General features: G+C 71.2%; 13 protein-coding genes. 3 read left to right on the top strand and 10 right to left on the bottom strand.

The window, feature by feature from the left end; translation table 11 throughout:
* Positions 1-561: 561 nt before the first annotated feature.
* The 7 genes from ACWTSU_RS06755 to ACWTSU_RS06785 all read right to left on the bottom strand — a co-directional run bounded on the left by ACWTSU_RS06755 (position 562) and on the right by ACWTSU_RS06785 (position 9,926).
* The gene (locus ACWTSU_RS06755; RefSeq protein WP_455139103.1) at positions 562-1,809 is read right to left on the bottom strand and encodes a galactokinase; all 1,248 of its coding nucleotides are present in this window, start codon (positions 1,807-1,809) and stop codon (positions 562-564) included.
* 12 nt (positions 1,810-1,821) lie between these two features.
* On the bottom strand, positions 1,822-3,411 hold the full coding sequence (locus tag ACWTSU_RS06760) for a UDP-glucose--hexose-1-phosphate uridylyltransferase (protein WP_455139104.1): 1,590 nt from the start codon (positions 3,409-3,411) through the stop codon (positions 1,822-1,824).
* A 36-nt stretch (positions 3,412-3,447) separates the two neighbouring features.
* Entirely contained in the window at positions 3,448-5,640 is a 2,193-nt protein-coding gene (locus tag ACWTSU_RS06765) for an alpha-galactosidase (protein ID WP_455139105.1), read from the bottom strand.
* Between the two features lie 122 nt (positions 5,641-5,762).
* On the bottom strand, positions 5,763-6,626 hold the full coding sequence (locus ACWTSU_RS06770) for a carbohydrate ABC transporter permease (protein ID WP_455139106.1): 864 nt from the start codon (positions 6,624-6,626) through the stop codon (positions 5,763-5,765).
* Positions 6,626-7,495 (bottom strand): carbohydrate ABC transporter permease, encoded by an 870-nt coding sequence (locus tag ACWTSU_RS06775; protein ID WP_455139107.1) that lies wholly within the window; start codon positions 7,493-7,495, stop codon positions 6,626-6,628. The genes ACWTSU_RS06770 and ACWTSU_RS06775 overlap by 1 nt, the downstream gene beginning before the upstream one ends.
* Before the next feature lie 12 nt (positions 7,496-7,507).
* Positions 7,508-8,794, bottom strand: a complete 1,287-nt coding sequence (locus tag ACWTSU_RS06780) for an ABC transporter substrate-binding protein (protein ID WP_455139108.1) — start codon at positions 8,792-8,794, stop codon at positions 7,508-7,510.
* Between the two features lie 16 nt (positions 8,795-8,810).
* The gene (locus ACWTSU_RS06785) at positions 8,811-9,926 is read right to left on the bottom strand and encodes an ABC transporter ATP-binding protein (RefSeq protein WP_455139109.1); all 1,116 of its coding nucleotides are present in this window, start codon (positions 9,924-9,926) and stop codon (positions 8,811-8,813) included.
* Positions 9,927-10,341: 415 nt separating this feature from the next.
* Here ACWTSU_RS06785 and ACWTSU_RS06790 point away from each other — a divergent pair, with 415 nt between their 5' ends.
* Positions 10,342-11,208: an AraC family transcriptional regulator gene (locus ACWTSU_RS06790; RefSeq protein WP_455139110.1), complete on the top strand. Its 867-nt coding sequence runs from the start codon at positions 10,342-10,344 to the stop codon at positions 11,206-11,208.
* Here ACWTSU_RS06790 and ACWTSU_RS06795 read toward each other — a convergent pair.
* The 3 genes from ACWTSU_RS06795 to ACWTSU_RS06805 all read right to left on the bottom strand — a co-directional run bounded on the left by ACWTSU_RS06795 (position 11,190) and on the right by ACWTSU_RS06805 (position 18,538).
* On the bottom strand, positions 11,190-14,714 hold the full coding sequence (locus ACWTSU_RS06795) for a UvrD-helicase domain-containing protein (RefSeq protein WP_455139111.1): 3,525 nt from the start codon (positions 14,712-14,714) through the stop codon (positions 11,190-11,192). The two genes, ACWTSU_RS06790 and ACWTSU_RS06795, sit on opposite strands and share 19 nt — an antisense overlap.
* A complete protein-coding gene (locus tag ACWTSU_RS06800; RefSeq protein WP_455139112.1) occupies positions 14,711-17,977 on the bottom strand; it encodes a PD-(D/E)XK nuclease family protein in 3,267 nt (1,088 codons plus the stop codon). The genes ACWTSU_RS06795 and ACWTSU_RS06800 overlap by 4 nt, the downstream gene beginning before the upstream one ends.
* A 255-nt stretch (positions 17,978-18,232) precedes the next feature.
* On the bottom strand, positions 18,233-18,538 hold the full coding sequence (locus ACWTSU_RS06805; protein ID WP_455139113.1) for a YerC/YecD family TrpR-related protein: 306 nt from the start codon (positions 18,536-18,538) through the stop codon (positions 18,233-18,235).
* A 141-nt stretch (positions 18,539-18,679) separates the two neighbouring features.
* Between ACWTSU_RS06805 and ACWTSU_RS06810 the strand changes: the two genes are divergently transcribed.
* On the top strand, positions 18,680-19,537 hold the full coding sequence (locus ACWTSU_RS06810; RefSeq protein ID WP_455139114.1) for an HAD family hydrolase: 858 nt from the start codon (positions 18,680-18,682) through the stop codon (positions 19,535-19,537).
* Positions 19,534-19,896, top strand: coding sequence for a phage holin family protein (locus tag ACWTSU_RS06815; protein ID WP_455139115.1), 363 nt, complete (start codon positions 19,534-19,536; stop codon positions 19,894-19,896). Before ACWTSU_RS06810 ends, ACWTSU_RS06815 begins: the two co-directional genes overlap by 4 nt.
* Positions 19,897-19,994: the final 98 nt, after the last annotated feature.

Raw genomic sequence — 19,994 nt, forward strand, 5'->3', positions numbered from 1 at the left:
ACAATTGGGAGCGTCCGCACAGCGCCTGCGGGGGCAAGCCGCCCATGTCGCGCGTCGCCGGTGTAAACAACCTATTGGCACACAACATCTAGCGCGGGCCAGGCTCCCTTCTCGCCCCGTCTCCCCCATCCCTGCCCAGATGCGTCGATTCCACGGATGTGGGCGGGCCACGGGGCCGAGAGGCGTGCCGGTCCCTACCCACATGCGTCAACTTGACGCTTGTGCATGGGCTCACGAGCTCGATTCGTGACGCCGCCGCACCCACATGCGTCGACTTGACGCTTGTGCATGGGGTTGCAACGGCGTCACGGGCGAGAAGGGCGCGCACGCCCACTCACATGCATCAACTTGACGCATGTGGGCGGACCGTGGCCTCCGTAACAGCTGGCCTGACGCGCACATGCATCAGCTTGACGCATGTGCATGCGGCGGCCAGCGACGCCCGCACGGGTCGGTCGGACTCGAGCGGGCCGGACAAAGAGAAGCGCCCCGGCACCCGCCCAGCAGCGTCAGGGTGACGGAAGTGGGTGGGTGCCGGGGTGGATGGGGGGGGACGAGATCCTAGGCGCGGCCGAGGCAGGCGGCGCCGACCTGGCGGATGTTGGTCAGGTAGACGTTCTCGCGGCCAAAGTAGCCGGAGATGTAGTCAACATAGCCGGCGGTCTCGGCCTTGGGCAGCACGCACATGATGACGCCCGCAAAGCCGCCGCCGTGCAGCCGGCACGCCCCGGCGCCGATGCGGCGCAGGTAGAGCTCGGTGAGCGCGAGCGCGAGCGGGATGGGCTGCTCCTCGGGCATGCCCGGCACCACGGCGTTCTGCAGCCACTCCCACGAGGAGCGCCCGGACGCGGTGATGAGGTCGAGCACGCGGGCCTTCTCGCCCGCGCGTATGGCGCGCTCGGCCTCCTCCACGCGCCCGCACTCCTCGAAGTAGTGCAGGGCGCGCAGCACGGCGCGGTCGCCGCAGGTCTCGCGCAGCTCGGGCAGGTGCGCGAGCACCGCGTCCTCGCTCGTCTCGCAGAGGTTGCCCACGCCGAGCGCGGCGGCCACGGCGTGCATCTCGTTGGGGACCGACGAGTACTCGGCCGAGAGGTCGGCGTGGCCCTTGCCAGTGTTCACGATCACGAGGTCGCAGCCCAGCTCGTCGAAGCCAAAGTCCACGCGCTCGTAGCTCACGCCGTCCGAGAAGTCCAGGAGGATCGTCCCGCCCACGGCGCAGGCCATCTGGTCCATGAGCCCCGACGCCTTGCCCCACCAGACGTTCTCGGCGTACTGGCCCATGCGCGCGTAGTCGGCGCGGTCGATCGCGTCGTCGTTGTAGAGGTGGTTCACGATCTCGCAGACGAGCATCTCGAAGGAGGCCGACGAGCTCACGCCCGCCGACGGGATGACCTCGGAGGAGACCACGGCGTTGAGGCCGCCCACGGCAAAGCCGCGCCTCGCGGCGGCCTCGAGCATGCCGGCAACGAGCGTCGTGGAGCCCGGCCCGTGCGCGATGTCGCCGAGGCGTGCGGTGTCCACGACGATGGCCTCGGGATAGCCCTCGCTCCAGATGGTCACCACGCCGTCGTCGGTGCGCGCCGCGGCCGCGACGCTGTCCATCGTGATGGACGCGGCGAGGATCTTGCCGCCGTTGTGGTCGGTGTGGTTGCCGATGATCTCGGTACGGCCCGAGGCCGTGAAGAACTCGGGGTCGCCGGCGCCGAAGCGCTCCTCGTAGCGCGCCGCCAGCTCGGCGAGGCGCGCCCGCGCGCGCTCGGCGTCCCGTCCGTAGACCTGGCTCAGCGACTCCGTGGTGGGAACTCCCATGTCCGCTCCTCTCTAACGCACGCTCGCGACGAAGCGCGCGAACGCCGCGCGCCCCTCATCGTTGTCGGCGAAGACCGCGCAGTGCTCGAGCACCTGCGCGAAGACCTGGCCGATCTCCTGCTCCAGCACGCCCGTGAGCGCCGCGCGGCCGGCGTCGTCGAGCGCGCCCACGTTCTGGGGCGCGTACTCGGGGTGGCGCCCCAGCACCTCGGCCGCCCACGGCGCGTGGCTCGACACCTCGGGCACCGCCGCCGGGTCGCCCCCGGCGAGAATGACCTCCCTCAGGCGCGCCATCTCGCCGAGCAGGCGCGCCGGCAGGACCGCCAGGCCCATGACCTCGATGAGGCCGATGTTCTCCTTCTTGATGTGGTGCAGCTCCTGGTGCGGGTGGAAGATGCCGAGCGGGTACTGCTCGGTGGTGCGGTTGTTGCGCAGCACGAGGTCGAGCTCGAAGCCCTCGCCGCGCCTGCGCGCGATCGGCGTAATCGTGTTGTGCGGGGTGCCGTCGGTCTCGGCGAGCACGCCCACCGAGGCGTCCGAGTAGCCGCGCCACGCGCCCAGGACGCGGTCGGCCAGCTCCACGAGCCGCGCCGGGTCCTCGGCGTCCAGGCGGATGACCGACATCGGCCAGTCCACGATGCCGGCGCGCACGTCGTCAAAGCCGTCGAACGCCAGCTCCTCGCGCAGGCCCGCGCGCGCCATCGCGAACTCGTAGTGGCCGCCCTGGTAGTGCTCGTGCGTGAGGATCGAGCCGCCCACGATGGGCAGGTCGGCGTTGGAGCCCACCGTGTAGTGCGGGAACCGCTCGACGAACTCGAGCAGCCGCACGAAGGTGAGCCGGTCGATCCGCATGGGCACGTGGGCCTCGGACAGCACGATGCAGTGCTCGTTGTAGTAGACGTACGGGCTGTACTGCAGGTACCACGGCTCGCCCGCCAGCGTGAGCGGGATGAGGCGGATGGTCTCGCGCGCGGGGTGGTCGAGCCGCCCCGCGTAGCCGAGGTTCTCGGGACAGAGCTGGCAGCGCGGGTAGGGCTCGGCGGACCCACCCGCCTTCTGGCGCTCGAGCGCCGCGGCGATGGCCTTGGGGTCCTTCTCTGGCTTGGATAGGTTGATCGTGATGTCCAGGTCGCCGTAGCGCGTGGGCGTGACCCACTTGCGATCGCGCGCCACGCGGTAGGTGCGGATGTAGTCGCTGTCCTGTGCGAGGCGGTAGAAGTAGTCGGTGGCCGCGCGCGGACTCTGCTCGTAGCGGCGCCAGAACTCGCGCGTGACCTCGCTGGGCCGCGGCGTCACGCAGCCCATGAGGCGCGTGTCGAGAAGGTCGCGGCTCGCCACGCCCGCGTCGCAGACGCCGCGCGCCACGGCGTCGTCCAGGAGGGCGGCGAGAATGGCCTCGAGGTCCGGACGCGGCTGACGGGCGCGCGCGGCGGCCACGGCCTCGCGCGGGACGAAGGAGCCCGCAGGCTGCCACGACAGCGCGTCAAGCATGAGGTTGGCCGCGTAGGTCACGTCGTCCTCGCCGATGAGGCCGCGATCGAGCGCGTAGGCCACGAGGTCGGCGACCCCGCGCTCGACGGCGCTGGACGTGCTCTGTTCCATCTGACTGCTCCCTTCCCCAGGCCGCGGCCCGGCGTCTCAGTCCACCCGCTCGAAGCGGTACATGAAGCTCTCGTAGGGCGTCGCGGGCACCGACAGCGGCAGGCCCATGTCCATGAGCGCATCGGCCGAGAACACGGCGCCGTTGCTCACCATGCGGTAGGTCGCGCCGGGCGTGAGGCCGCGCGGCACCACGTAGTTGGCCACGCCGTAGCCGTCCACGCGCGTGACCACGGCGCACACGAGCGCCTCCGAGCCGTCCTCGGCCACGAACTCCCAGGCGGCCACGTCGGCGACCTTGGGGTCGGTGAGGCGGTAGAAGAGCCCCTCGCGCACGAGGTGCTCGATCGTGCGATAGGTTTTGACCTGGCTCCTGACGAGCTCGCAGGCGCGCTCGTTCAGGTTCATGAGGTCGAGCTCGTAGCCGAAGGCGCCGCCGCCCATGGCCACCGTCCCGCGCGCGCCAAGCGGCACGGTGCGCCCGGTGATCTCGTTGGGGCAGGCGGAGACGTGCGCGCCCATCGCCGAGCACGGGTAGGCGAGCGACGTGCCGTACTGGATCTCCAGCCGGTTGCGCGCGTCGGTGTTGTCCGAGGTCCAGATCTGCGGCGTGTAGTAGAGCATGCCGGCGTCGAAGCGGCCGCCTCCCGCCGAGCACCCCTCGATGAGCAGGTCGGGATAGCGGGTGCGCACGCGCTCGAGCAGGTCGTAGAGGCCGAGCATGTAGTCGTAGAGGACCTTGCCCTGGTCGGTGGCCGTGCGCGAGTGCACGTCCACGATCGAGCGGTTGTAGTCCCACTTCACGTACTCGATGCCCCCCTGGTCGAGCACCGCGCTGAGCTGCTCGAAGAGGTTGTCGCGCACGTCGGCGCGCGAGAGGTCGAGCACCAGCTGGTCGCGGCCGAGCACCGGGTCCTTGCCCGGCACCGTGAGCGCCCAGTCGGGGTGCGCGCGGTACAGGTCGGAGTCCTCGTTGACCATCTCGGGCTCCACCCAGATGCCGAAGCCCAGCCCGCACTCGTTGACGCGCCGCGCGAGGTCGGCCACGGTCCCGCCGAGCTTGTCCATGTTGGGCTTCCAGTCGCCGAGGCCGCGGTGGTCGTCGCTGCGCGCGCCGAACCAGCCGTCGTCCATGACGAGCATGTCGAGCCCGAGCTCGGACGCCTTGCGCGCCAGCTCCACGAGCTTGTCGCCCGTGAAGTCGAAGTAGCACGCCTCCCAGCTGTTGAGCAGGATCGGCCGGGGCGCGTCTCGCCAGGGGCCGCGGCAGACGTGGCGACGGATGCAGCGGTGCAGGTTGTGAGACATGCGCTCGAGGCCCGCGCCCGAGTAGGTCATGATGACCTCGGGCGCCACGAGCCGCTCGCCCGGCTCGAGCGGGTACGAGAAGAGGTCGGCGTCCAGGCCCATCTGCATGCGGGTCTGCTCGAACTGGTCGCGCTCGGCCTCGGCTCGGAAGCCTCCGCTGTAGACGAAGCTCATCGCCCAGCAGCGCCCGCTCGCCTCGGAAGCGTCGTGGTCGAGAAGGACCATGAAGGGGTTGTACTGGTTGGACGACATGCCGCGGCGGCTGCCCACCGAGACCGACCCGTTGGCCACCGGCCGGCGCGTCACGCGGCGCTCCATGGCGTGGCGGCCGTCGAGCGTGATGGCGTCGAAGTCCCCGCTCACCATGTCGAGGCACGCGCTCTGGGCCTTCTCGACGGTGATGCGGCCCGTGCCCGCGTTGCTGATGACCGCGGCGCGCGTGATGACGTCCACCTCGGGCAGCACGCCGTAGAGCAGCTCGACCTCGAGGCCCAGCCGCTCGTCGGCCAGCGACACCGAGAGGGTCTGGGCGCCGTCGGAGGCGTCGTCTGAGTAGGCCGCGGGCAGGCCGGGCAGGCCGTACTTGCCGTCGCGGATCTCGTGGGCGCGGTAGCGCAGGTCGCAGCCGAAGGTGCCGTCGGGCCCGCGCACGATGAGCAGCGGGCTGCGCATGTCGCCGCCGCCCTGGAAGGGGTACTCCTGCGGCGCCACGTCGAGCGAGAAGGTCCGGTCCGCGTCGCCGTAGGGCTGGCCGCACATGCCGCTGCGGTCGCAGTACGTGACGATGTAGGACAGGTCGCCCTCGGCGCGGGCACCGTAGTAGGTGTGTAGCAGGTAGCCGTGGTCGTCGATGCGCATCTGGTAGGTCGTGCGCTCCGTTGAGATCGTGATCGTGCGTGCGTCAGCGTCATACGACAGGGGCATGGGAAGCTCCTCGGTTCATAGGGGTGTCAATCGGACCCCCGGACTGTAACGCATCGGGGGGACGCCCGGAACCCGCGTGAGACGGATCCCGGGCGCCAGGGGGGAACCTCTACAAAGACGCCTTACTTCACGGCGCCGTTGGTGACGCCGCCGATAATCTGCTTCTGCGCCACGATGTAGAAGATGATCATCGGGAGCATGGCGAGCAGATACGAGGCGAACGCCAGGTTGTAGTTGGTCGAGAAGGCCGTCTGGAAGTTCATCTGCGCGAGCGGCAGCGTGTTGACGCCGGTGCCGCCCATGATGACGAGCGGGGTCATGACGTCGTTCCACACGGCCAGGCCGGTGATGACCGCCACGGTGGCGTGCATGGGCTTGAGCAGCGGGAAGATGACCCTCCAGTAGGTGGTCCAGGTGGAGGCGCCGTCGACGCGGGCCGCCTCCTCGAGCGCCACGGGGATGTTCCGCAGGTAGCCGGTGTAGAGCATCATGTTCATCGGCATGTAGAAGACCACGTAGAGGATCATGACGCCGACCATGTTGTCGAGGTGCATCACGGCGGTCTGCTTGACGAGCGGCATCATCAGGATCGCGAAGGGCACGTACATGCCGGCGATGATGAAGTAGTAGGAGGCCTTGAACAGGCGCTTCTTGTCCATGTTGCGCCCGATGGCGTAGGCCGCGAGGCTGTGGACGAGGATGGAGACCACCACGGCCACCACCGTGATGACGAGCGAGTTCAGAAACGAGTTGAAGAAGTCCGTGACCTGGATGGCCTGGACGAAGTTGTCGAGGCTCCAGTTGGACGGCAGGCTCAGGATGCCCGCGATGTCGTTGGTCATCTCGGAGGGGTCCTTGAAGGCGATGACCACGGCCATGTAGAGCGGGAACAGCACGGTGAGCGTGCCGATCATGAGCAGGATGGTGACGGGCCAGTTGACCCGCTCCCGAACCCTCTTGGGAGCGCTTGCGCTTGTGCTAGTCATTAGAGCTGCTCCTCCTTACTGTTCAGGAAGCGCGTCTGGACGATGGAGACCACCGCGATGAGCACGAAGAAGATCACCGCGTTGGCGCACTGGAAGCCAAACTGCCCCCCCGAGAGGCCGTTGTTGTAGATGAGGTAGGAGATGGACTCGGTGGACTGCGCCGGGCCGCCGGAGGTCATCGAGACGATCTGGTCGAAGACCATCAGCATGTCCTTCATGACGAGCACCATGTTGGTGGTGACGGACGGCATGATGAGCGGGAACGTGAGGTAGCGGAACTTGTCCCAGCCGGTGGCGCCGTCGAGGGCGCCGGCCTCGTAGACGTCCTCGGGGACCGACGAGAGGCCGGTGATGTAGATGATCGTGGTCTGGGCGCACGCCTGCCACACGAGCACCACCACGATGGCCACCCACGCCCAGTCCGAGCTCGCCAGGATCGACTCGGTGCCGGTGGCGGCGGGCACGATGTAGGTGAAGAAGTAACTGAAGACGTAGCCCACGACGAGGGCGCCGAGGATGCGCGGCACGAAGTACAGGCCGCGCAGGGCGCTCTTGAACTTGATCTTGCTCGAGAGGCCGATGGCCAGCACGAGGCTGATCACGTTGACGAGGATCGTGGAGACCACGGCGACCTTGAACGTGAACAGGTACGAGTTGCCCACGCGCGCGTCGCTGAACAGGTCGATGTAGTTCTGCAGGCCCACCATCTCGAAGGCGCCGTAGCCCTTGGAGTCGGTGAAGCTGTAGAAGAAGCCGGTGAGCAGCGGGAACGTGTTGAAGGCCACAAACAGGATCAGGACGGGGATCAGGATGAGAAGGAACGTGCGGTTCCTGTCCGAGCCGTTCTTGGCCCTAGCGAGACTTGCCATGTGCTTCCCTCCCTATCCCTGGTTCGATTCGTATTCCTGGACCTTGCGGATGACCGAGCGGTTGTAGCGCTGCCAGTCCTCGTCCCACTTGGCGAGGAAGGCGTCCACGTCGCCGGAGATCAGCATCGTCTGGATCTGGGCGTCGCAGGCCATCGAGCTCTGGTAGGAGTGGTCGAGGTAGTCGAGCACCCTGCCCTCCTCCAGGAAGGGCTTGATGTCGTCATAGAGCGGGTCGAGCGTGAAGTCGCCGTCGAGGCACGGGATGGCGCGCTGGTCGTCGATGTAGGTCTGGACGTTAGCCTGCTGCGACAGGAAGTCGATGACCTCGTAGACCGCGTCCTTGTGCTGGCAGGTCTCGGCCACGCACCACTGGAGGTCGACGCCGGAGACCACGATGCGGTCGGCCGGGTCGTCCGCCGAGGGCATCGCGAACAGGCCGATGTTCATGTCGGGGTTGACCGTCAGGATCTGGGGCACCGCGAAGCTGCCGCACGGGTACATCGCGCTCTGGCCGCGCGCGAAGGCGGTGCAGGCGTCGTTGTAGGCGTAGGCAAAGGGGCTGGGCTCGGCGTAGTCGAGCAGCTGGAGCATGCGCTCCGCCGGCGCGCGGTAGTAGTCGGAGAACGTGGCCTTGCCGGAGTTGACCTGGTAGGCCAGGTCGGACGGCACCATGTTGATCGTGATGGAGTTCCACGGGCTGAGGATCGTCCAGGTGTCGAGGTAGCCCAGATAGATCGGGTAGAGGTCGGGCTCCTCGGCCTTGATCTGCTCGAAGAGCTCGATGAGGCCGTCCCAGGTGTCCGGGATCTCCCAGCCATGGCTCGCGAACAGGTCCTTGTTGTAGAGCATGCCGGCGGCGTTGGCCACGTAGGGCACGCCGTAGATGCCGTCCATCGGCACGTAGGTGACGCTCTTGAGGATGTCCTTGTAGGCATCCTGGACGTTTGCCTCGGCCGGGCAGTCCGAGACGTCGGCGAGGATCTCCGAGTCCACGAAGTTGGCGTAGTCGGCGTCGCCGCCGATGCCGATGACGTCGGGGTAGTCCTCGCGGACGAAGCGCGTCTTCATGATCGTGACGGCGTCGGCCGGGCTCTGGATGTTGAGGTAGATGTCGTCGTGGGAGGCGTTGAACTCCTCCATGAGCTGGCTGAAGATGTCGACGGCCTCCTGCTTGTAGGAGACGATCTCCACCTCAACCTTGCCGTCGGAGCGCTCGCTCGTGCAGCCGGCGAGCATGAGGCCGGCCGCGGCGGCGCCCGCGGCGCTCAGGAAGGAGCGGCGTGTCAGGGTTCTTCTCATCCTTGCTCCTCCTTCCCTAGTGGGCGATGGCGAGCTCGGACTGCTTGTCAAAGAGGTGGATCTTGTCCACGTCAACGGAGCAGCGGATCTTGTCGCCGGTGCGCACGCCCGAGGCGGCGGAGAGGTGCGCGGAGATCTGGCCGCCGTCGACGTCGGCGTAGATCATGGCCTCGGAGCCCAGGAGCTCGTAGACCGTGACCTCGGCCGGGAAGGCCTCGGAGAGGGTGCGGCCCTCGGCGTACTCGTGCTCCTCCACCACGTCCTCCGGGCGGATGCCCATGACGACGACCTTGCCCACGTAGCCGCCGGCCTTGAGGGCGTCGGCCTTGGGGCCGGTGAGGGTGATCTTGTTGGCACCGAAGGCGAGCTCGACGCCCGCGCCCTTCTCGGCCACCGACACGTCGATGAAGTTCATCTGCGGCGACCCGATGAAGCCGGCCACGAAGAGGTTGCAGGGCTCGTTGTAGAGCTTGGTGGGGGTGTCCACCTGCTGCATGACGCCGTCCTTCATGACGACGATGCGGGTGCCGAGCGTCATGGCCTCGGTCTGGTCGTGCGTGACGTAGATGATCGTGGCGCCCAGCCGGTCGTGGAGCTTGGAGATCTCGGCGCGCATCTGCACGCGGAGCTTGGCGTCGAGGTTGGAGAGCGGCTCGTCCATCAGGTAGACCTTGGGGTTGCGCACGATGGCGCGGCCCATGGCCACGCGCTGCCGCTGGCCGCCGGAGAGCGCCGAGGGCTTGCGGTCGAGCAGCTTCTCGAGGTCGAGGATGCGCGCGGCCTCGCGAACGGCCTTGTCGATGTCCTCCTTGGGCACCTTGCGCAGCTTCAGCGGGAAGGCCATGTTGTCGTAGACGGACATGTGCGGGTAGAGGGCGTAGGTCTGGAAGACCATCGCGATGTCGCGGTCCTTGGGCTCGACGTCGTTGACCACGCGGCCGTCGATCTTGAGCGTGCCGGAGGTGATGTCCTCCAGGCCCGCGATCATGCGCAGCGTGGTGGACTTGCCGCAGCCCGACGGGCCAACGAAGATGATGAACTCCTTGTCCTCGATCTGGAGGTTGAAGTCCTTAACCCCCTCGTACCCGTTGGGGTACTTCTTCCCTACGTGTTCGAGTGTGAGACTCGCCATCGCGCAACCTTTCTCCCTGACCGCGCGGCTCGCGCTCGCCGCGCGGGCCCCACTTACCGTTGCGCTCATTCTAGGTTCTGCATTTTTACGCTATTTTCTTCTTTCTTTTCCATAACTTATGCCTTTATTCGATTTGTTGCAGGTAGATTGCCGTTTTTTGTCGGATTGCGTTGCGAAACCCATTCGCCGAACGGTCCGATTTGATGGGCGAGCGGTTACAACAGCTTCTTATATCAGCAGGTAGAACGCACCAATTATTGCCCCGGTCCCCATTTGCCCCAAAATCGGCGCGTGGGCCTCATTTTATATCTATATGCTATAAACCTACCAATTTTGGTATACCAAAATTGAAGTCGAATGACTCATAATGTGGGATGTGCGCGCCCGCGGGGCGCGCGACGAGAGGAGCGGCGCCATGGCCAACCACGAGCTCGAGTTCTCGACGTTCCCGAGCGGGCAGTTCATCGACCTCATGCCCATCCAGTACGGGCGCGAGCGCTGCGAGCCGGGCCACGCCTTCGGGCCGGCGCGGCGCAGCCACTACCTCTTCCACTACGTAATCGGCGGGCGCGGCACCCTCATGGCCGAGAGCGACACCGGTGAGAACTCGAACCACCAGATCGTGGGCGGCGAGGGCTTCCTCATCTTCCCCGACCAGGTGAACACCTACGTGGCCGACCTCGCCGACCCGTGGGAGTACGTCTGGGTCGAGTTCGACGGGCTGCGCGTCAAGGAGAGCCTGGAGCTCGCCGGGCTCACGCGCTCCGCGCCCATCTACCGCGCGCGCTCGACCGAGCTGCGCGACCAGATGGTCGACCAGATGCGCTTCCTCGTGGGGCACCGGGACGCCTCGGCACTGGAGCTCGTGGGCCACACGTTCCTGTTCCTCGACGCGCTGCTGCGCTCCGTCGAGCTGCCCGCCGCCCCGGGCCGGCGCCAGTCCGACCTGCACGTCCAGGCGGCGATCGAGTACGTCAAGCAGCACTACGGCGAGGAGATCGGCGTCGAGGACATCGCGCGCCACGCGGGCCTCAACCGGAGCTACTTCGGCAAGGTGTTCAAGGCAGCCACGGGGCGCTCGCCCCAGCAGTACCTCATCGGCTACCGCATGACCAAGGCGGCCGAGCTGCTCAAGGTCACCACGCTGTCCGTGGCCGAGGTGGGGCGCGCCGTGGGCTATCCCAACCAGCTGCACTTCTCGCGCGCCTTCAAGGGGGTCCACGGCATGTCGCCGCGCGCGTGGCGCCAGATGAGCGCCGGTGCTCAGGTCCCGAACTCGTAGCGCGCCACGAGCGGCTCGCCGGGCGCGTCCGGGTCCTCGCGCTCCACGCAGACGAAGGCGCACGTCACGTGCGCGGCGCCCTCGGCGAGAAGGACCTCGGCGTAGAAGCGCGCCTGCATCTCGTGGCGCGCGCGCACCTCCTCGGGCGTGAGGCCGGCGTCGCCGGTCTTGTAGTCCACCACGAGCGCGCGCGTGAGCGGCTCGTCGCAGCACAGGAGGTCGATCGCGCCCTCGAGGTAGTCGCCGTGCGGCGAGCCCTCGACGCGCCGGAAGAACGGGACCTCGGCGCGGACGCGCGGCCAGGCGAGCGCCTCGGCGCGTACCGCCGAGCCCTCCCAGCGCGCGAGCGCGGCGCGCAGGCGGCTCTCGGCGCGATCCGAGAGGTGCCAGCGGCGGACCTGCGCGGCCACCCGCGCGTCGTCCAGCGGGCGTCCGGACTCCACCAGGGCCTGGGCGAGCTCGTGGAAGGCCGACCCCAGGTTGGTGGCGTGGTCGGCGTCGGGGGCGGGCGGCGCGCCCTCCTCGGCGGCGCGGGCGTCGCGCTCGGACGGGGCGCGGCGCTCGGGAGCCGGTGCGGCCTCGTCGAGCTGGGCGCGGACGCTCGAGTAGCTGAAGACCCCGGCGCGGGCGCGGCGCATCCAGGGCACGCCGGGTCGCTCGACGTCGGGCTCGTAGAGGTCGAAGGGCTCCGGGGCGAGCGGGTCGGCGGAGGCGGCCCCGGTGCCGAGGCGCGGCAGCTCGGCCGCGTTCGCCGGGAGCTCCCCGTCGAAGCCGGGCAGCGTCCCCGCGGAGTCCGCCGTCACGGCCGCGTCGGCGCCCCGTCCCGCGCGCTCGACCACCACGCAGCGCAGGCGCGCGGGCTCGGAGCCGCCGTAGTCCACGGCGCGCACGCCCGGCACGGGGTCCCAGGAGCCCCCCGCGAGCGCCTCGAGCGTGCCGGCGGCGAGCCGCGAGCAGACCCCGCTCTTGCCGGACGCGCCCGCGATCCCCACGACGAGCGCCTCGCGCGCGCGGGTGAGGGCCACGTAGAGCAGCCGCGCCCTCTCGTGTCCCTCGGCCTCGGCGTCGGCCGCGCGCGTGGCGAGGTAGCGCGCGGCGAGCGGCAGCGGGCGCGAGCGGTCGGCGCTCGGCTCGACCTCCTCGGCGTCGATGCTGTCGAGGTCACGGGCGTCGAGGTCGGGCGGGCGCACCACGAACGCGCGGCCCCCTCCGGGCGCGGCCCCGATCGCCAGCTGCGCGTCCGGCGCGGGGTTGCCCCAGCACTCGGCCACGGCGCACACGCCGAACTCGAGGCCCTTGGAGGCGTGCACGGTCATGACGCGGACGGTGCCGTCCCCGGAGGAGGCGTCGGCGCCCGCGAGCGAGGCGGGCGGCACCTTGGCGGCGTCGAGCCACCGGTCGAACTCGGTGGCGGCGCGGGCGGGGCCGAGGCCCAGCCCCTCGGTCAGGTCGCGGACGTAGCGCACGGCCGCCAGGACGTTGGCGGCCCGCGCGAGCCCCTCGGGGCCCGCGGCCTCGAGGCGCGCGAGCCACCCCGAGTCGCGGACCGCGTCGGCGCAGACGTCGGCCACGCCGCGGTGCCGCACGTCGGCGAGCGCGCGCGCGAGCACCTCGTGGGCGCGGACCAGCCGCCGCGACGGCTCTTGGCCGCCCACTAGGTCCAGGTCGAGCAGGCCCCGCCAGATGGGGCGCTTGGTGAGGGCGTCGAGCTTGTCCTGCTCGCGGGTGCCGAGCTCGCAGAAGTCGTTGGCGTCGAGGCCGAACATCTCGCTCGCGAGCAGCGGGAAGAGCCCCGACTGCGTGTCCTCGACGTTGGCGAGCGCGTGCAGCAGGGCGCGCACGACCCTGACCTCGTCGGTGGACGTGAAGGTGGAGCCCCCCGTGACCACGCACCGCATCCCGCGGGCGCGGATGGCGTCGATGTAGAGGTCGGCGTGGGTGGTGACGCCGAGCAGGAGGGCCATGTCGCCGGGCCGCTCCCCCGCGTCGCGGTAGCGCGCGAGGGCGTCGGCCACCTGCGCCGCCATCGTGGCCACCTGGTGGCGGCCCGGCCTCCCCATGCTGCCCGTCCCGGCGCAGACCTCGATGTCCACGCGGGGCAGGTCGCGCGCGCGGTAGGCGTCGGCGCGGCCGGGGTTGGCGTCGAGGTGCATGAAGTCGGCCATCACGCCGCGCGCGGGGCCGTCCCCGCCGGTGCAGACGCGCTCGACGAGCGCGAGGACGTCGGCGTGGCTGCGGTAGTTGACGTCGAGGCGCACCACGCCCCCCTCGTCCACCTGGCTGCCGCGGCCGCGGAAGACCCCCACGTCGGCCCCGCGGAAGCGGTAGATGGACTGCTGGGCGTCGCCCACGGTGCACAGGTGCTCGGCGCCCTCGCCCGCCAGCAGCGAGATGAGCTCGAGCTGGGTCTCGTCGGTGTCCTGGAACTCGTCGACCATGACGAGCCGGAAGCGCCCCGCGTAGTCGCGGCGCACCTCCTCGTGGTCGCGCACGGCGAGCAGCGCCTTGCGGACGAGGTCGTCGTTGTCGAGCACGCCCTCCTCGAGCTTGACCTCCTCGTAGCGCGCGTCGACGCGGCGCGCGAGCTCGAGCAGGGTGTCGGCGAGCGGGGCCACGCGCGCGAAGGCGGCCTCGGCGCGCGCGAGGGCCAGCGCAGACTTGACGGCGGCCACCTCGTCGGCGATGGCCTTTGCGGAGCTCGGAGCGCTCACCTGCCCGAGCGCCGCGTCGAGGACCTCGGGCGCGCGCTCGGACGGCGCGAGGCGCTCGAGCGGGCGCAGCGCCTCGAGGGAGGCCGTCACGCGCGCCGTCGCCGCGGGCGTGAGCCGCCGGGAGGCGAGCTCCTCGAGGCGCATGGTGAGCTCGCGGGTCGCCTGCCAGGCGGAGTCGGCGTCATGCGGGGCCGCGGCCAGCTCCCCCAGCCCGCCCGGCAGCGCGCGCCCCGCCTCCACCAGGCGGCTCACGAGGCCCAGGGCCCCGGTGTAGCCGGTCCGCGCGGACCAGGAGCCGAGGCTGTAGGCGTCGAGCACGCCCGCGAGCTCGCCGGCGTCGAGCGCGGCGCGCATGACGTCGTTCATCGCGCGGTCGAACAGGGCCGCCTGGCGGGAGTCGGCGACCACCTGGAAGGACGGGTCGAGCCCGAGGTCGAGCGCGTGGCGCGCGAGGATGCGGCGGCACATGCCGTGGATCGTCGAGATCCAGGCGTCGTCGACCCCGAGCGCGGCCTCGGCCATGCCCGCCGCGCGCAGCGTGGAGCGCACGCGCTCCTTGATCTCGCGCGCGGCCGCCTCGGTGAAGGTGATCACGAGCACCTGGGAGAGGTCGTCGAGGAAGGGCGCGCCGCCCGCGCCCGAGCCCGGTGAGAGCGCCCACGCCACGCGCTTGGTGAGCGTGGAGGTCTTGCCGGACCCGGCGCCCGCCTCCACGAAGAGGGGCGCGTCGAGGGTGGTGGCTATGCGGAGCTGGCTCTCGTTGAGATGGGAGAGGTCGACGGCGGGGCTCGTCACTTCCTGAGCCTCCTCTCGCAGTTGAGGACCGGGCAGTAGTCGCAGGCGGCGGCGTCGCGGGGACGCGCCTCGATGTCACCGTCGAGCATGCGCGCCACGCTTTCCGCGACGGCCTCCTCGCAGGCGTCGAGCAGGGCGTCCATGCCCTTCTCGCCCTCCCGCCCGAACGTGGCGTCGCGCGGCACGGCCAGGCGCGGGACCCGGCGGGACGTGGGAGCGTGGGAGCCCCCGACGCGCTCGATCAGCTCCTCGTCCACCGCGCCCGCGATCTCGTGGGTGCCCTTGGTGCAGAGGTAGACCGCCGCGCGGACGGCGAGGTCCGGGAAGGCCCGGCGGATCACCTGGGCGTAGATGAGCGACTGGACGTGGCGCGGCAGCGCGAGGGCCCCGCCGTCGGCGCCCTCCTTGGGGAAGGCGTCGTACTCGGCGGCGAAGCGCGCGGCGGCCTTGTGCTTGTAGTCGATGACGACCGCCTGGCCGTGCGCGTCCACGTCCACGCGGTCCACGGTGCCGGTGAGGCGGGCGCCCGCGTACTCCACCGCGTCTCCCCCGCTCCCGAACCGCCACTCAAAGAGGCGCGGCTCGAAGCCCACGAGGGCCTCGGACTCGTACTCGAGCAGCGTGAGGAGGTCGCGCCTGAGTCGCGCCACCTGGCCCTCCTGCCGCGCCGAGTGCGCGACGAGCGCCTGGGGCAGGGGCTTGCCGCGAACGAGCTGGTGCTGGTGGAGCAGGTGCGCGTCGAACTCCTCGCCGAGCACCGCGCGGGCGGCCTCGAGGGCCTCGGCGGAGTCGAGCGCAGAGCCGGGGAGGCGCGCGGCCGGGTCCTGAGCGGCGCGGGCCGCGAGCCGGTCCGCGAGGTCGCGGTACGCCGGGTCCTGCAGGGCGTCCGGCGCCTGCGCCCGCGCGTCGGCGAGCGCGCTGGTCCCCTCGGCGCGCTCGACCGCACGGGCGAGGAGCTCGCGGCGCGTCACCTCGAGCACGCGGTGGGCGAAGGTGCCCTCCTCGGCGCCGGTGAAGCCGGCGTCGGCGTCGCGCAGGCGCAGGCGTCGCAGGCTGAACCACTTGTAGGGGCAGTCGAGGTAGGTCTCGATCTGCGAGGCGGAGAGCAGCGGCCGGGCGTCGTCGACCCCCTCGGGCGGGGGCGAGACGAGCGCGCGCTCGGAGGCGTCGATCCTGCCGGCGGGGGCCGGGACCTCGGACGCGGCGCGGCGCGCGGGGGCGCCCGCACAGGAGGCGTTCTCGCTCACGTCGGTCTCCGAGCGCGAGAGCACGCGCCCGGCGCCGAGAGCCTCCGCGAGGCTCGCGGGCCTCTCGTCCGCCTCGAGCCCGTAGCAGGCGAGCAGCTCGGTGAGCATGACGGAGGGGTAGCACCCCTTGCCGTCCGCCCCGAAGAGCGACCGCTCGGCCACGAGCGCGCGGCGCGGCACGCGCACGAGCGCGGCGAAGCGGGCGCGGGCGGCGTCCATGGGACTCGGGCGGGCCTCCACCCCGTAGAGGTCGAGCAGCGCGGTGCGCGCGTCGTCGGGGGCGCCCGCGTCCGACTCGGCGGACGTCTGGCCGAGCAGGACGAGCGCGTCGGCGGAGGCCGGCGCGAGGCGGGCGGCGGCTGCGGGCGCCATCAGCCGCACGGCGCAGGGCGCGCCCGGCACGGCGTGCTCGGGGCGCAGCGTCACGCTGGTGCGGGCCAGGACGCCGCGCGCGACGCCCACCAGCTCGGCGAGGCTCACACGGCCCGGCGCGTCCGGGTCGGCCGTGAGGCCCAGCTCCCGGAGGCTCCTGGAGACGCCGAGCACCGCGGAGAGCGCGGCGACGGCGTCCGGGCCCTCGGGGGCGCCGGGGCGCTCTCCGCGCGCGTAGGGCGCGAGGAGCTTGGAGGCGGCCGACCCCAGCCGCCCGCGCAGGAGCTCGCGTGTGGCGGCCGCGACCTCCGCCGACACCCGGCGCTCGGAGCGGAGCTGCTCGAGGACGGCGGCGGGCGTGAGCAGGCGGTTGCCGCGCCACTCGGCGTCGAGACGGCGCACGGCGTCAGGCGAGAGGCCCGAGACGTCGGACATGAGGAAGTCGGAGAGCTCGCGCGGGGGCCACCACGACATGTCGCCGAGCGACACGCGCACGGTCCCGGCGCGCGGGGCATCAGGCACGGGGACGGTCGGCGGCCAGGTGGCGTCGAGCTCGGCCAGGCGCGCGACCGCGGTGACGTAGCCGAGGAAGGCCCGGCCCGCTCCGAGCGAGGAGAACGGCACCGTGAGCTCGCCGCGGACCGTGAGGCCGCGGGCCACGAGCCGCGGCGCGAGCTCGTCGAACGCACGCGGGGCGTCCGGCGCCGCGACCACGACGTCGCGCGCGCCCTCGTCGGCGAGGGAGCGGACGGCGCGGGCGACGAGCTCGGGCGCGGCCGAGGGGCCAGCGGGCAGCAGCAGGCGCACGGCCCCCGTGGGCTCGACGCGCCCGCCGCCGACGAACAGGGTCGAGAGCACGCGCGCGAGCTCGGGCGCGCGGCGGGCGCGAGCGGGCGCGGGGTCGGATGCGACGCGCTCGACCGGTGCGCCGACGCGCTCCGCGAGCGCGACGAGGGCGTCCAGCAGCGCCCGGACCTCGGCGTGGGCGGGACCCTCCCCCGCGGGCGCGACGAGGGTCACCTCGCGCGCGCGGGCGAGGGCGCAGCACAGCTCGCGCTCGGCGCGGCCCAGGCGCGAGAAGCCCGCCCACACGAGCGGGGGCACGTCCGCGCCCGCGGCGTCGAGGGCGTCCGGGAGCGCCGCCATGATCTCCGCGGTCTCCGCGAGGCCCAGCTCGCCGAGGCGCCAGGCGTAGGGCCCGAGCAGGGACACGACGCGCGCCTCGGCGCGCGTGACGCCCTCCGGCGCCTCGGCGCGGCGCATCCAGGGAAGGCCGGCCCGCGCGAGGTCGGCGAGCAGCGCCGCCGCGCCGGCGGACGGGCGCGGGGCGTCCTTCTCGCCCGACGCGGCGGCATCGGCGAGCAGGCGCGCGCAGAGCGCGGAGCGCGCGGCGTCGTCCACCGGGCGGCGGCCGTCTCCCCACACCTCCCAGCGCTCGCACGCCCACGCCGCGGGGGTCGTGACGGTCACGCCGAGCGACAGGCCGCCCGCGGCGGCGAGCATGCGCTGGGCGTCGAGCGCCTGGGCGAACGAGGGGACGAGCAGCACCGCCGCGCCACGCGCCCCCAGGGCGTCGCGCAACGCGCGCGTGACCTCGCCGGTGACGAGGCGCTCGTCGGCGGTCTCTATGATGCGCAGGGCCATGGGCCTCCCCTCGGGTTCTTCTCGCCCCATCCTACCCCACGCCCCGGACGGAATCCCCCGGCGGCGGACGGCACGGGCGCGCGGCGTGCGGGAAGCTGACGGTTTCCGCGCCGGAAGCGTCAGGACGCCGCACGACAACCAAACGAGTGCGGCTTCCTGACGTTTCAAAGGCTCAGAGTGTCAGGACGCCGCACGTCAACACTGACGTGCGGGAAGCTGACGATTTTGGCGCCGGAAATGTCAGGACGCCGCATCTCAGCGGCCGTCGAGGCGGCCCAGCACCAGGCGATAGCCGCCCGCGGGGCCGTTGAGGCACTTGGAGACGCGGCTCACCGTGGTCGACGACGCGCCCGTGGCATGGCTCACGTCAAGATAGGAGGCGCCGGCGGCGAGCATCGTGGCCACCTCGAGGCGCTGCGCGAGGTCCGCTATCTCGCGCGGGGTGCAGAGGTCGTGGAGAAGGGCGGCGGCCTCCTCGGCCGTCCGCAGCGAGCACAGCGCCTCGAAGAGGCGCCCGAGCTCGACCTGACCTGCTTCCCTCTCGCGGGCGACCGCCCCCATGCGTACCTCCCTCGCCTCGGTTCCGGCCCTCCACTTTAGCTCATTAAAGCGTCCGGGCGCCAGCCCCGTCCGCTAGAATGGGCGCGCGAGACCAGACCGGACCGGGCGGGGCGGCGCCGCGCCCGGGGAGAGGGAGTGGGCGTGCTTCCGGGATACGAGAGTGACGCGGGCCTTGCCGACGTGAGGCTGGTGGCGAGCGACATGGACCGCACGCTGCTCGCCGACGACGGCTCCATGCCCGACGGCATGGGCGCGCGCATCGAGGCGCTCGAGGCGGCGGGCGTGACCTTCGCGGCGGCGAGCGGCCGGCCCCTCTACACGCTGCGCAATATGTTCGGCACCTCCTGCGAGCGCATGGGGCTCATCTCCGACAACGGGGCCGCCGTGGTCTGTCGGGGCGAGGTGGTCTTCAAGAGCCTGGTCGACCAGAGCGTCATCGACGAGCTCGTGGACCTCACCCTCGCGCGGTGCGCGGGCGGGGTGCCGGTCGTCTGCGGCCTCGAGCGCGCCTACGTCCCCGCCGGGGCCCGCGCCCACGACGCGGGGCTGCGGCCGTTCTTCCACGAGATCGCCTACGTCGACGACATCCGCGCGGTGCGCGCGGAGGCCAACAAGTACACGGTCTACTTCCCCGGGGGCGATTCGGCCGCGGCGTTCAGCGAGCTCTTCTCGCCCGCCTTCGGAGAGCGGCTCTCGGTCACGTGCGCCGGCGCGGAGTGGCTCGACGTCATGAACCGGGGCGTGAACAAGGGCACCGGCATCGCGCGGCTCTGCGAGCGCCTCGGCGTGTCGACCGATGACGCGCTCGCCCTCGGCGACACCGACAACGACGCCGAGATGCTCGAGCGCGTGGGGCACGGCTACCTCGTGGCCAACGCCCCCGAGCGCATGGAGACGCACGCGCGCTTCCGCGCCCCCTCCAACAACGACCGGGGCGTGGCCCGGGTGATCGACCGACTGCTCGCCGCGCGCGCGGCGAGCCGAGAGGAGGCATCATGAGGTTCATCGGGAAGTGGCTCGTCTCGACCGTCGCCTGCGCGGCGGCCATCTGGCTCGTCCCGGGCATCGAGCCGGTGGGCGGCACCTGGGTGGGGGCACTGTTCTGCGCGCTCGTGCTCGCCCTGCTCAACGGCACCGTCAAGCCGCTGCTGCAGCTCGTATCGGCGCCCATCACGCTGCTGACGCTCGGCCTGTTCTACGTGGTGGTCAACGCTCTGGTGCTCGAGCTCGCGAGCTGGCTGTCGCTCAACCTCTTTGGCGCCGGCATCGCGATCTTCTCGCTCGGCTCCGCCATCATGGGCGCAATCATCATCTCGATCGTCAGCATGCTCCTAAGCGGCGTCATCGGCGACGACTAGCACCAACCCAGCCCGCCCCGCCCACGTAGCCACGCCGAGTACGGCCCCGGAGAGCACTGTTCGCGCACGCCCGAGAGGGAGTGCGCGAAGAAACTTCC

The sequence above is a fragment of the Thermophilibacter sp. genome (assembly GCF_966187215.1).

Coding starts and splice junctions, on each gene's coding strand:
- ACWTSU_RS06760 (WP_455139104.1), bottom strand. CDS start 3,411: ATGGAACAGAGCACGTCCAGCGCCGTCGAGCGCGGGGTCGCCGACCTC.
- ACWTSU_RS06815 (WP_455139115.1), top strand. CDS start 19,534: ATGAGGTTCATCGGGAAGTGGCTCGTCTCGACCGTCGCCTGCGCGGCG.
- ACWTSU_RS06770 (WP_455139106.1), bottom strand. CDS start 6,626: ATGACTAGCACAAGCGCAAGCGCTCCCAAGAGGGTTCGGGAGCGGGTC.
- ACWTSU_RS06755 (WP_455139103.1), bottom strand. CDS start 1,809: ATGGGAGTTCCCACCACGGAGTCGCTGAGCCAGGTCTACGGACGGGAC.
- ACWTSU_RS06800 (WP_455139112.1), bottom strand. CDS start 17,977: ATGGCCCTGCGCATCATAGAGACCGCCGACGAGCGCCTCGTCACCGGC.
- ACWTSU_RS06765 (WP_455139105.1), bottom strand. CDS start 5,640: ATGCCCCTGTCGTATGACGCTGACGCACGCACGATCACGATCTCAACG.
- ACWTSU_RS06805 (WP_455139113.1), bottom strand. CDS start 18,538: ATGGGGGCGGTCGCCCGCGAGAGGGAAGCAGGTCAGGTCGAGCTCGGG.
- ACWTSU_RS06780 (WP_455139108.1), bottom strand. CDS start 8,794: ATGAGAAGAACCCTGACACGCCGCTCCTTCCTGAGCGCCGCGGGCGCC.
- ACWTSU_RS06775 (WP_455139107.1), bottom strand. CDS start 7,495: ATGGCAAGTCTCGCTAGGGCCAAGAACGGCTCGGACAGGAACCGCACG.
- ACWTSU_RS06785 (WP_455139109.1), bottom strand. CDS start 9,926: ATGGCGAGTCTCACACTCGAACACGTAGGGAAGAAGTACCCCAACGGG.
- ACWTSU_RS06790 (WP_455139110.1), top strand. CDS start 10,342: ATGGCCAACCACGAGCTCGAGTTCTCGACGTTCCCGAGCGGGCAGTTC.